Source organism: Paenibacillus sp. JNUCC-31, assembly GCF_014844075.1.
Classification (GTDB): Bacteria; Bacillota; Bacilli; order Paenibacillales; family Paenibacillaceae; genus Paenibacillus.
Genome location: NZ_CP062165.1, coordinates 3,913,217 through 3,926,321, shown reverse-complemented (window position 1 = coordinate 3,926,321; position 13,105 = coordinate 3,913,217). Strand labels below are relative to the sequence as shown.

Below are 13,105 nucleotides of genomic sequence, written 5' to 3'. Positions count from 1 at the left end.
CCTCTTAAATTTCTCCCAGTTTATAAAGGGATGCTTTACCTGTAGAACCGAACAGATCCATTTTCTTCTTCACCAGTTCTGTTGCCGCTTTGGTCGCCTCGGGCATCAGTTGATCCGGTTCATATGCATTTGGATTCGCATCGAGTGTCGCTCTTAATTGGTTGTAGAATGCTCGCTTCATATCGGTTGATAAATTGATCTTCGCTATCCCATGCTTCACTGCTTCTCTAATCTCTTCATCAGGATTATCTGATCCACCATGTAGCACTAACGGAATTTTTACCTTTTCATGAATTTGTTTCAACCGATCGATTTTGATCGAATGATCTTTGGATTGAGGATAAATACCATGTGAAGTGCCTACGGCAACAGCAAGTGTATCGATACCTGTTTGTTCTACAAAAATCGCCGCTTCGTCTGGATTCGTATACAAAATCTCGTCGGCTCCACCTTCTGAACTGCCTTCATTACTCCCGATCGTACCTAGTTCACCTTCTACAGATACATCGACCAGATGAGCCAGTTCAACCGCTTCTTTGGTTGCCGCAATATTTTCCTCAAAAGGTAAATGAGATGCATCCATCATGACTGACGTATAACCATTACGAATCGAACGCGTAATATCTTTGATCGTCGCTCCATGATCCAGATGAATAACAAACGGGACTTTAGACTTAGATGCCGCTTCTCGCACATAAGCTATAAAGCCATCAGTGACTAGATCGATTTCATTCGGGTGAATCTGCATGATTGCAGGCGAATTCTGCTCCTCTGCGGCTGTAATGACCACTTTGACGAACTCGCTATTAGCTACATTAAATGATCCGACTGCAAACTTATTTTCATACGCTACTTTAAGTAAATCTTTCATATTGATTAACATTTGAATTCCTCCTAGGTTTATTTGGAAGACCAAACTTCCAAAAATTCATCGTAATTGGTGATATGGAGTAGTTTTTCTGTCATATTGGTCTGCTTGAACACATCGTAAATTTCTTCGAAGAATTTGGTGTTATTCACCTTTTGATTTTTCGGCGGAATAAACAGGAAAATAATCTGGGCCATCTGATTGCCCCACAGTATTTTTTGCTTATTGATTGCGACCAGCACTCGTAATTTTTTGTTATCTCCACAATCAAATGGATGGGGCATAGCAACTAAATTACCGATATTTGTACTGGACATTTTTTCTCGTTCCAGAATACTGGTATATAAATGTTGAATATCGCCTAGTTCTGTAAGGGTTTTCAACAAATCGATTGGATTGTCTTCATTTAAGAAAAAAACATCCTCTGGTGATAAATAATATTTGAGTAGTCCACGATTCAACTGAATGGAAATATTTTTCATATCCTCACTTGTAATCATTTCACTAACTAGAATGATATTTTGTACATTTAACTGCTGCTGCCCCGCAATCTCGCTCGTTGCAATAATCGTTTCGATTCCTTCGGGAAGAAGATGTATTTCATGATTAGCTAGTAGACTATCGATTTTAATATTCGGAAAATAGAGATTAATCTTACGCTCCAACAACTTGCCGACTAATAGATTTTTGCCATAAATTATCGCAATACGTGTTCTGCTATCTTGAGAATTCTCAATAATGCCCATGATGTGCAGCGTCAAGTAACCGATTTCATTTTCAGGTATTTTGATATTTAGGCAAAATTGCAATTCTTTGGCCAACACAACCGCGACATTATAAGCATTGGTGTATTCTGATTTTATTTGAGCAATAAAAGGATTTTCGACAGGGAAATAATACTTTAACGGATATAATGATTTGATGATATGCGCTAATAATCGATCAAGTAACTCTTCATTTTTGAGGCTGATAAATCCGTATTGCTCTCCTACTTTTTGGATCACTGATTTAATTTTTTGTTCCATTTCATTCACGTAGTTATGTCCGATTTCTTGATTTTTTTTAGGCAAGATCTGCAATGCGATAAGCAGGTAGCCCAAATACTGATACTCATATTCATCAAAAGAGACATCTATTTCTTGGGCTAGTCGGATCAGAATAGATTGGGCCAATTTTAACTCTTCAAAACTTGTATGATCCAATCTCATATCTTGTTCAGTTATTTTTTGTGCAAGACTTACACGTTTAAGACTAATCAACACATTCACACAGATCGAGAATAACTCTTGAAAACTTAGCAGTAAATTATACTTGGCAACCTCTTCTTCAATACAAGCGTAGATAAAATGAATAGAAGGTCCATCGAACCAATCGCCAAAATAGTATTGCAGTGCTTCATCTATCGGCATGTGTTTGAGACAATCGGTAGTGACTAGTTTTTTGAGCAAAATCCGTTTCTCGACTTCGCTTCCTTTAAGCCGGATGCCTTGGAAAATAATCGCTTCAATCTCGATGTTCTGCTTTTCTGCTTGAATCGTTTGTACTAATTTTTGCACGTCTTTACGGATGGTTTGAGTCGAAAAATAAAGCGTTCTAGCAAGGTCTTCATACGTAATAAAATCAGTCTGCGATAACAGTGCTTTGATAATATGAAATGCTCTTTCTTCGTCATCATCTTCATTTTTATGCAGGCTGGATAAATCCCCGACTAACTTGTATCCTTTGCGAGTATTGCCAATGATCATTGCTTTATCTAAATAATTTTCATTCATTTCTTTGATGTCATTGCGAATCGTTCTAGTCGTTACATCAAATAGATTAGCTAATTCGCTTCCACTCACAAAATCATGCTCAGATTGTTTTAAATGCTCTAATAGCTTAATGTAACGTTTTCTCATTTTGGCTTCCTCCTTACACTCATAGTAATGCAAGCGCTTTATATCCACCAAGCCTATACTCTTTCCTAATAGTTAGGAAGTGATCGTGTATTCGTTCTATTAAGGAATCTTTTGGGAAGGAAAACAGAACACAAAAAAACCAACCTTCTAAAAAGGTTGGTTTGTGTATATAGTACCACTACATCCATGACCATAAGCGCGATCCCTACAAACACTACCTACTCCAGACACTTAACGGTCTGTGCTAGTTGAAAATGTAAGATACGATTGTACTAACCCAAAATCCATAACCATACCGCCAATCCGGCCAATGTGATTAATAATGTAGGAATGGTTAAAATGATGCCTGCCTTGAAATAATATCCCCATGTAATCTTCACACCCTTGCGGGACAGCACATGCAGCCACAGCAATGTGGCAAGTGAGCCGATCGGGGTCATCTTGGGACCCAAATCGGAACCAATCACATTGGCATAAATCAGTGCCTCACGCACAATGCCTTCGGTGTGTGCACCCTGGATCGCCAATGCGTTAATTAACACAGTGGGCAGATTGTTCATTACGGAAGACAATATCGCTGCAATCATGCCCATCCCTATTGAAGCAGCCAGCAGACCGTGATCCGCGATGGCATCAAGCCAGCGGCTTAGGTAATCGGTTAACCCGGCATTACGTAGTCCGTATACAACGATATACATGCCCACCGAGAACACCACAATCGACCATGGAGCTTCCTTGATCACGCGTTTCATGTCAACGGCTTCGCTCTTTCTCGCTAATATGGCGAACAAAAGAGCCACTGCACCAACGATAACCGATACCGGAATCGGCAAGAACTCGCTGGATGCATAGGCAACCAATAGCAGCAACAGCATGAACCAGGAGATGCGGAACATCCGAGGGTCACGAATAGCTTCCCTTGGATCACGTGCTGCGGAGATATCATAGCGAAGCGGGATGCTTTTGCGATAAAACAAGAATAGCATGCCTGTACTCGCCACGATCGAAAATAGATTAGGCACGATCATCCGCACCGCATATTCCACAAAGGTGATACCGAAATAATCGGCAGATACGATGTTTACCAGATTGCTGACCACCAGCGGCAACGAGGTTGTATCTGCGATAAATCCACTAGCCATAACAAAGGCGAGCACCATGCGCTCATCGAACTTTAATGCACGTACCATCGCCAGCACAATCGGAGTCAGGATAAGCGCTGCACCATCATTGGCGAAGAGAGCGGACACCGCCGCCCCCAGCAAAATGGAATAGATAAACAGTCTGCGTCCATTCCCTCCCGCCAATCTTGCCATATGAAGAGCCGCCCATTCAAAGAAACCTGTCTCATCGAGTATTAATGAAATCATAATAATGCCGACAAAGGCCAGCGTTGCATTCCATACAATGGATGCCACATCAGATGCATCGTTCAGACTGACTACACCACATATTAATGCCAGCACAGCCCCACCCATGGCGGACCAGCCGATTCCCAATCCACGTGGCTGCCAGATGACCAGTGTGATGGTCAGTACAAAAATCAGAATTGCTATATACGTCATAAAGCCTCCTGCGCCGCTATATTCCCCTCATGATTCGAGCAGGAGTTGAAAATCCTGCCAGATCATGATTACACCGCAATTCCTGCGGATAAACCAGACGCTCTATTTATACATGGCTACAGGAGAAATGTCTATCTTTATTTCCTTCTAATTATGGTTAGGACTTGTCCCCATCCTTCGGTGTGTCCTCCACCATCTTGAACATCCCCAGCAACCCTTGCAATTGCTCTGCCATGCTGTTCAGATGTGCCGAAGACGAAGCAATCTCTTCCACCGATGCCAGCTGTTCCTGCGAAGATGCCGAGACGGATTCCGTATTCGCAGCAGATTCCTGGGTCACGATGGAAATATCGTTCATTGCTTGGGCAACGTGGGAAGCACCATTCTCCAGTTGCTTCGTCGTTTCGGACAAGTCATCCAGCGTATGGACAGCATCTTCCACGGCCCCTCGAATCTGGGCAAAGGATTGCCCGGATGTGTTCACGGCCTGAAGTCCGTCTTCCACTCGAGTCTGAGCTGCATTCATAGCGTTCAGAGCAGCATCCATATCCTGACGGATATTGTGAACCAGCTCACCAATTTGCGCTGCCGAGCTCCCCGATTCTTCAGCAAGCTTGCGCACCTCTCCCGCTACAACAGCGAAGCCGCGGCCAGCGTCGCCTGCTCTTGCTGCTTCAATAGAAGCATTCAGGGCAAGCAGGTTGGTCTGTTTTGAGATGGTGGCGATTACATCTACCATACTGCCAATCTCGACGGACCGGGCATTCAGGGACTGAACCACGGTCGCCAGATTTTCCACTGTTTCCTGAATGCTGTTCATCTGTTCCACAGCCTGGCCTGCAGCCTCATTTCCTGAGTAAGCCGCTCCCGAAGTGTGCCGCATGTTCTCTGTAATAGATTGCACACGTTCGGACATCAAGCGAACATCTTCCGCCATACGACTCATCATTCCTGATCCATCCGTTACACTCTTCACTTGCTGCTCGGCACCTTCGGCAAGTTCCTGAATCGCCATTGTAGAGTGTTCAATCGCTTTGGTTGTTTGATCTGCACTGGCGGATAATTCTTGCGAGGAGGCAGATACCTGCTCTGTCGTTTCCTGTACACCCAGAATCATCATTCGCAAATTATCGACCATTCGCTCAAAGTACTTCGCCAGATCGCCAACTTCATCTTTGCGTCCTGTTTCCATTTTCACAGTCAGATCACCTTTGCTCACGGCTCTCGCGGATTCCTGCAGACGTTTGATTGGACGCAACATGGAACGTGTAAACCAGATAATGAACAACAACGTTAGAAAAGTAGCCGCCACGATAACCATCAAGGTTGCTATCCGGATCTCTTTGCTTGCATTGGATACTTCACTCTTTAACAACGTGCCGCCTATTTTCCAGCCTGTCGCTTCATTGGTTGAATAAATCATCGTTTTGGCATCTTCATTATAGATATAATCGAACTCGCCTTCATTACTCTCATACATTGGATCAAGTGTTGTCGTCTGTTCTGGTGTACCAGCTTCCACAACTGGCGATACGACATAGTTTTTTTCCGAATCAAGGATAACGACATACCCTTCTTTGCCCACCTTAATGGACGCCTGCTCACGCAGCTCAGTCAGATTCAGGGATAAACCTACAACACCCGATTGATCTTCAAGCGTTTTGGATACAAATACAACCGCAATGCCATCCGTATTCTTGGACACGGGTGAAACTACTGCAGTACCCGGTTTCTCCATTGCAAGCTTGTACCATTCCCGTTCCCGGGGATCATAACTGGACCCTTGTGCACTACCCGTTGATTCCTTACCACGGACCATCACGCCCTCTTTGGTCCCCACAAAAATATTTAAAGCATCCGGATGCAGTCCTAGATACTGTTTCAGTTTCGTCTCAAGTTCAGGACTGTCACTTTGCCCTTTGATCACGGCCTTTTCGATCACACCGGCAAAATAATTGATATCATTAATCTTCGCATCCACATGTGTCTCAATGATGGAATTCGTTGTGTCCACACTTTGTTTGGCACTATCCATCAGTTGGTCTTCCACCGTATGATCCGCGATAAGCAGCGTAACGATCCCTATGGTCAGACTAGGCAACAGTAAAACTGCCAGGAAAGACACCAGTAATTTATTTCTTATATTCCAGACGAAACCTTTTTTCTTCTTGTTCTTCTTTTTCGGTTTATGATCTTTGGATTTGGCAGGCTTGGTTGCTGCCTTTACTTGCTCTTTCTCCCGAATTTCACTCATCATACTTCTCCCCCTCCAAATAAATCTGCCCTTTTTCTTTTTATGTAGAACCTTCCTGTTCTGAAATCAGGTGTCATATAGACATCAATGTAGTCTGAAGGCCTACCTTATATATCGGCTGAAAGAGCGTATTTATTTGTGTGAAATATTAACATCGCATGCCAAACAAACCACTTCCATAACGCAAAGTGGCTTGTTCGGTTTAACGATATTTTACTGTATGTATCAGGCAGAGGTTTTTCCATAGGGTCCTTGTGGCGGATATGCCGACGGCTTTCCAAAGTAATACCCTTGCGCCAGGTCGATCCCTACAGATCGGCAGAATTCAAACTCCTCGATTCGTTCGATACCTTCCGCGAGTACCCGCCCGCCAAATCGGCGCGACATCTCAACAATATCGATAATTTGCTGTTGTTTGGTCAAATCATGATCACAACGATCAATGAGACTCCGATCTATTTTGACAAAATCCGGTTCCAACCGGTTCATTAATTCAATTGTCGAGAAGCCGGCACCCACATCATCCAAGGCAACCGACATTCCATGAGAGCGATACACCTCAAAGATATGCTGCAAGATGGACATTTGCTGAATCTGTTCCGTTTCCACCACTTCAAATACAAAATCCTTAGGGTCTAGCGAAAGGCGTTCAATCGCTTTAAACGTATGTGTCAGGCAATATTCGGGGTTATAGATGGAGGAAGGCAGGAAATTTACGAACCGTTTGACACCCTGCGGTAAAAGAACGGCACTCGTCTCAATGGCAGCAATACGTGCTGTGCGATCCAGAAAAGAATGCAAGCCGGTATCCCGTGCAACTTCAAATAATTCATATGCACTGAAGAATCTACCATGATCGGCAGGACGAAGTAAAAATTCAAATCCGATAATCTTCTCCGATGCATCTACGATCGGCTGCATATAACTGCTGAATTGATGTTCCAGGATAATGGAAACCAGATCCGCATGCTTAAAACGAGACTCCTGCATGGAGGGGCTAATCCAGCTGTCATCATCTACCTGACCATGCAGCGGAGTGATCTGGACCATTAGCTTATCCAGCAGAGCCGCCTCAATTTTCAAAATATCCTCTATACAACCCTGTACAGATTCCAGATTCAAAAAATGCATCCAGACGAGTTCATCCGAATGTTCGACATGTCTTCCCTGCATTTGCAGTGCATCCAGCAAATCGGGGGAGATGGGACGCATATACAGGGTACCTTGATCCTCTATAGGATGAATTGGACTGCATCCACTGCAATTCATGTAGAACCCCCTTGCCAGTTTGTGATTCCATCTCATTAATGTTTACTGGTATATACCCAAAGTTTGTAAATATTATAGCATGGGCATTGAAATTTATCTCTACTGTTTTGATGACTTCAACTATGACGGTTACTGATGCTTTAACGTATCCGCATAGGATGAAAAAGGGGCTGTCCCATAAGTCATCATATGGCTAGGGACAGCCCCTTTGTTTCAAATTGTAAAACAAAAAGAAACCGTTCTTTGGTAAAATGGAAGTGCGACCCACCACTTACAAAAGGAGACGGTTTCTTTGTACATTCAATATACCATGGATCAACTTTTCTTGCCAATGGATTTGGAGACAGATATCCCTGAAAATCACCTCGTGCGTGTCGTGAATGAGGCAGTTAACCGCCTGAGCGACTCCATTTTCAACGCTGCATACCCTGGCGGTGGACGCCACAGCTATCATCCCAAAATGCTCACCAAAATCATCATCTACGCCTACACCCAGCGCATCTATTCTTCCCGGCAAATCGCCAAGGCGGTTCGCGAAAATATCATGTTCATGTGGCTCACCGGGCGGCAAAAACCCGACTTCCGTACCATTAATCGTTTCCGTTCGGAGCGGATGAAAGAGGTATTGGAAACCGTGTTTACCCATGTGCTTGAGCTACTGGTTCAGGAGCAATATGTGTCGTTGGATCACTATTTTCTGGACGGAACCAAGCTGGAAGCGAATGCCAATCGCTACACCTTTGTGTGGAAAAAAGCCGTCGTCAAGCATCAGGCTAAGTTACAAGAAAAAGTACATACCCTATTTCAAGCCATCGAAGAGGCGGAAAACGACGAGGATGCCCTCCACACCGGAACCGACCTGCCTGAACTTGGCGAAGCCTCGGCTCTCACGGCGGAAAAGCTGGAGCAATCCGTCAAGCAATTGGAGGAAAAGCTAAGCGAAAAAAACAAGAACAAAACGCTCAAGAAAGTCGTGCGTCAGTTGCGGAAGGACTTGCTACCCCGGCTGCAAAAATATGAATATCAGATCCAAACCGCCGGTGAGCGGGGCAGCTACAGCAAAACTGATCCGGATGCGACGTTCATGCGAATGAAAGAGGACCACATGCGAAACGGTCAACTGAAGCCTGGATACAATGTACAGATCGGAACAGAAAATCAGTTTGTTTTGGGCTACAGCGTACACCAGCGACCTACGGATACCAAATGTCTGAAACCCCATCTGGATCATCTGGAAGAAACGCTTGGCCAAAGACCGAAGACCGTCATTGCCGATGCCGGGTATGGCAGCGAAGAGAATTACAGCTATTTGGAAGAGAAAAACATTCAGGCCATCGTCAAATATGGGACATACCACAAAGAAAAAACAAGGGCTTTTCAGCAAGCCATCGGTAAAGTGGATAACTGGAGCTACAACGAAACGTTAGATACGTGGACCTGTACGGCGGGACAAACGTTACCTTTTCGGTATGAAAGCCGGACGGTGACGGAGAGTGGCTACACGATTCGGACACGTCATTATCGAAGTGAGGGTTGTAGCCAGTGCCCCTTGAAAGCTACATGTACCAAGGCCCAAGGTGACCGGGAGATTGCGATCAGCCTGACCTACATGCGGCAAAAAAACGAGATGCGAGAACGCCTCCGTAGCGAGGAAGGATACACGCTGTCGGTTCGGCGCATGATTGAGCCTGAAAGTGTGTTTGGGCAAATGAAAAACAATCGGGGATTCCGAAGATTCCTGCTTCGTGGCTTGCAAAAAGTAAGCTTGGAGGTCGGGTGGCTTTGCCTTGCCCACAACCTGCTCAAAAAAGCCGCAATGACGGAAAAACGCAAACGGGACAAAGCAGGATGAACCTCTGCTTTGTCCCGTTTGAACGTATCGGTGTTAGTTCTCTTCACTGATGGGTGTTTTCAAGGGCTTTTGAGACAGCTCCTTCATTTACCGCTAATGGATCTTAAGAAGCGGGAATTACGATTTTCTGTCCAACTTTAAGATTGTGCACATTTGTAATTTTGTTTGCGGAAACCAGCTTGCGCCAGTCGACACCATATTTCAGACCGATACGGTAAAGGTTATCCCCTTTTTTCACCACATATACCACTTTGCCGCCTGTTGGTTTCTCAGGTTGTGGCTTGGTTGTAGGTTTAGTAGGTGTCGGGTCCGGTTTAGTAGGCGTTGGGTCCGGCTTTGTAGGCGTTGGAGCAGGCTCCGTACCCGTTTCCGGAGTCGTTGTGGCTTCTCCTGTCAATTTCAAGCCATACTCAGCAAAACCATCTTTGTTCGTACCAATGAAGGACATCGCCGGGTTCGCCTCTACCAGTGCTTTGGCATCCGGGGAAGACGCGAACACCACTTCAAGATCGTTAAGCGCTGCGGCAGTTACACCTGCAGAAGGCTTGATCGGTGCAAGCGACCAGTTGCCGTCTGCTGTCGGGTTAATCGTTTTGTTCTCACGGATGTAATCAATGATCACTTGACGGTTCTCATCCGGTGCAGCCAAGACGATACGTTTACCGTCCGGGTTAGCCAATTTGGACGAAGAAGCACGATAGTTATTCGTTGCCACAATGAATTTTTGTGCTGGATCGACCGGTTTGCCATTAAAGCTCAGGTCTTTGATCCGACTCGCCGATGCATTGACGACAGTAGCTTTGCCATCGTATTTGGCTGGTTGAGTTACATCGATTTGATAAGTCACACCATCGATAACATCAAAGTTATACGTTGGGAAGTCCATATTGACGAGCTGTTGTTGTCCGCCTTTTGCCGGGTCGATCTGGTTGAATTGGCCTGCAGACCATTCCAGCCACTCTTTCAGCTCAGCGCCGTTAACCATAACAGCATGTACCGTATTTGGATACACGTACAAGTCAGCTACGTTTTTGATGGCAATTGTTCCTTTAGGAATATTCGTGTAATACGAAGCACCTGAACGTCCACCTGCTTTGAACGGAGCTCCTGCAGACAATACAGGTATACCTTCATATTCTGTTCCTTGCATCTGTTTTTCAACATACCACTTCTGTGCATTCGTTACGATTTGAATGGATGGATCATCCTGAACCAGTGCAAAGAAGCTGTTGATAGGAGCTGTCGTTTCACCAACTGGACCACGTACATACTTAAGAGTACCTTCATGCTCGTCATGAACAGCATCAACGATCTCTTTATCCGCATCTACCAGCGCTTTTTTGTTGGCTGTATCATAGATTGGGCGTGCCTCCACTGCGGAGTCTACCACTTTCCATTTGCCATCTACCTGCTCGAGGTCCAGATCGATGATACCAAGGTGGTCTCCCCAGAAGCCTGGTTCAACGGAAGGAACACCATTAATTGTACCTTTTTCAAGGTCTACACCTTTTTTACCCGCAAAATCAGCGCTCGGGAATACTTTGTGAGCATGTCCGAACAGAATGGCGTTAATGCCTTCAACCTGGCTCAGGTACAATACCGAGTTTTCCATCAGATCCGTTTGCGGGATATCTTCAAAACCGGAGTGAGGAATAGCCACAATAATGTCAGCACCTTCAGCCTTCATTTTTGGGATGAATTTTTTTGCAGTAGCGATAATGTCCTTGGCAATGACTTTGCCTTCCAGATTAGCGCTGTCCCACTGCATGACTTGTGGCGGTACAAATCCGATGACACCCACCTTGATCGTATGCTCTTTGCCACTCTCATCGGTCACTTTTTTGTCCAAAATTTTATACGGAGTAAAATAGTTCTTGTCATTCGTCTCATCGTCATCGCCGTCATCTACATATACGTTGGCATTAATGTAAGGGAAGTTCGCCCCTTCCAGCGTCATGTCGAGGAAATCCAAACCATAGTTAAACTCATGATTACCGATGTTTCCTGCATCATAATCAAGCAGGTTCATCGCTTTATATACAGGGTGAGTTTCACCCTTTTTGAGTGGATCAATCTTCGCTACATAATCCCCGAGCGGGTTACCCTGGATCAGGTCACCGTTGTCGAACAGCAGGCTGTTCTTAGTTTCGTCACGGGCTTTTTTGATCAGCGTAGCCGTCTTTGCCAGACCATACTGGTCTGTCTCTTTGTCGGAATAGTAGTCATAGTTAATCAGGTTGTCATGAATGTCCGTTGTTTCCATGATCCGCAATTTAACTTTGGTAGCGTCCGCAGCCGATACAGGTACCGGAAATACTGCAAGCACGTTTAATGCAACCAAAGCGGCAGTTAGGCTCGATAATACTTTTTTACTCTTTCTCAAAATAACCCCTCCCGGTTATGTACATTGAATCATGCATTAGTAAGCAAACGAATAAGCGCAGAATTAAAGGTAGATCTCATGGGTTGTGCGTACCTGTCTCTGATCATTCATATCAAAATTCCAGGTTAGTTTTTCTCACATGAACATCTATTCATATCTGTGCGTACCGTTTACATTCCAAATCATAACGCAATGTCCAATCATTGAAAAGCATTATTTTTTACTTTATCCGCACATACCAGCTTGAGTTTACGCTATCATGCGTGATTTCGACACGTTTTTCATGTTTTTGGATAAAAACACTTTACACACGCTGTTAAAAACGTATATTACATACGACTGACATCCATATCCATTTCAGCTTAATCCATGTCGAAAAACCGTGAAGCCTTCTGGCATCCACGGTTTGATAGGTCTGTTCTGAATCGTCGGTCTGCCTTTCACTGCAGAAAGGAGATGTTCATAAGCTGGATTTACTGCTCCCACACGTGATGCTCATGATCTTTGCCCGTATAATCAATCCGACTTGGTGTAATGTCCAAAATGACGTAGTTCGGATCGTTTGGGCCGTCAAACCATGCCTTCAGTTCATCATTCCATACCTGCTCACGCAGTCCTTCATTTTTGGTCACTTCGCATGTTCCTTCAATCTCGACCACTTCCTTGGAACCACCCGCTTCATAACCAAGCAAAAGGCTGACATTCGGATTATTCTCCAACTCCTCAACCTTGTGCGTACGGCGATTCGTCGCCAGATGAATGTTCATTCCATCGTTGAACAGCGCCATATAGCGGGATTTCGGTTTACCATTCTCCACTGTGGAGAAACTGCAAAAAGGGTTGTTTTCCAATGCTTTTACAATGTTTTGTTCCAATTCAGTCTGGTTCATGGAAATGCTCCTTTCAGTTTGGGGGTATATAAGCTGAACTAACTATCATTACACTAAAGCACTCCGCTTCAGACGATCTATGTGGGAGCCGTTACGGATACGGATCGTTCTTTCGATCGCTGTTAT

General features: G+C 44.6%; 8 protein-coding genes. 1 reads left to right on the top strand and 7 read right to left on the bottom strand.

Annotated elements, in window-relative coordinates; all coding sequences use genetic code 11:
• Positions 1-4: 4 nt before the first annotated feature.
• From JNUCC31_RS17060 to JNUCC31_RS17040, 5 genes are all read right to left on the bottom strand, one after another.
• The gene (locus JNUCC31_RS17060) at positions 5-883 is read right to left on the bottom strand and encodes a ketose-bisphosphate aldolase (RefSeq protein ID WP_192262721.1); all 879 of its coding nucleotides are present in this window, start codon (positions 881-883) and stop codon (positions 5-7) included.
• A 17-nt stretch (positions 884-900) separates the two neighbouring features.
• Positions 901-2,766 (bottom strand): BglG family transcription antiterminator, encoded by a 1,866-nt coding sequence (locus tag JNUCC31_RS17055; RefSeq protein WP_192262719.1) that lies wholly within the window; start codon positions 2,764-2,766, stop codon positions 901-903.
• 272 nt (positions 2,767-3,038) lie between these two features.
• Positions 3,039-4,331, bottom strand: coding sequence for an arsenic transporter (locus JNUCC31_RS17050; protein WP_192262717.1), 1,293 nt, complete (start codon positions 4,329-4,331; stop codon positions 3,039-3,041).
• A 157-nt stretch (positions 4,332-4,488) separates the two neighbouring features.
• Positions 4,489-6,588: a methyl-accepting chemotaxis protein gene (locus JNUCC31_RS17045; protein ID WP_228469048.1), complete on the bottom strand. Its 2,100-nt coding sequence runs from the start codon at positions 6,586-6,588 to the stop codon at positions 4,489-4,491.
• Positions 6,589-6,810: 222 nt separating this feature from the next.
• Positions 6,811-7,854 carry an EAL domain-containing protein gene (locus JNUCC31_RS17040; RefSeq protein WP_192262715.1) on the bottom strand — a complete coding sequence of 348 codons (1,044 nt, stop codon included), beginning with the start codon at positions 7,852-7,854 and terminating at the stop codon, positions 6,811-6,813.
• A 292-nt stretch (positions 7,855-8,146) separates the two neighbouring features.
• Here JNUCC31_RS17040 and JNUCC31_RS17035 point away from each other — a divergent pair, with 292 nt between their 5' ends.
• On the top strand, positions 8,147-9,706 hold the full coding sequence (locus tag JNUCC31_RS17035; protein ID WP_192262713.1) for an IS1182 family transposase: 1,560 nt from the start codon (positions 8,147-8,149) through the stop codon (positions 9,704-9,706).
• Between the two features lie 103 nt (positions 9,707-9,809).
• Here the strand turns inward: JNUCC31_RS17035 and JNUCC31_RS17030 are convergent, their stop codons facing one another.
• Positions 9,810-12,089: a bifunctional 2',3'-cyclic-nucleotide 2'-phosphodiesterase/3'-nucleotidase gene (locus JNUCC31_RS17030; protein ID WP_192262711.1), complete on the bottom strand. Its 2,280-nt coding sequence runs from the start codon at positions 12,087-12,089 to the stop codon at positions 9,810-9,812.
• Between the two features lie 473 nt (positions 12,090-12,562).
• On the bottom strand, positions 12,563-12,979 hold the full coding sequence (locus tag JNUCC31_RS17025) for a pyridoxamine 5'-phosphate oxidase family protein (RefSeq protein WP_192262709.1): 417 nt from the start codon (positions 12,977-12,979) through the stop codon (positions 12,563-12,565).
• Between the last annotated feature and the right edge of the window lie 126 nt (positions 12,980-13,105).

Excerpts from the sequence above, each read along its gene's own strand:
- JNUCC31_RS17040 (WP_192262715.1), bottom strand. The coding sequence starts at position 7,854 with ATGAATTGCAGTGGATGCAGTCCAATTCATCCTATAGAGGATCAAGGT.
- JNUCC31_RS17025 (WP_192262709.1), bottom strand. The coding sequence starts at position 12,979 with ATGAACCAGACTGAATTGGAACAAAACATTGTAAAAGCATTGGAAAAC.
- JNUCC31_RS17045 (WP_228469048.1), bottom strand. The coding sequence starts at position 6,588 with ATGATGAGTGAAATTCGGGAGAAAGAGCAAGTAAAGGCAGCAACCAAG.
- JNUCC31_RS17050 (WP_192262717.1), bottom strand. The coding sequence starts at position 4,331 with ATGACGTATATAGCAATTCTGATTTTTGTACTGACCATCACACTGGTC.
- JNUCC31_RS17060 (WP_192262721.1), bottom strand. The coding sequence starts at position 883 with ATGTTAATCAATATGAAAGATTTACTTAAAGTAGCGTATGAAAATAAG.
- JNUCC31_RS17055 (WP_192262719.1), bottom strand. The coding sequence starts at position 2,766 with ATGAGAAAACGTTACATTAAGCTATTAGAGCATTTAAAACAATCTGAG.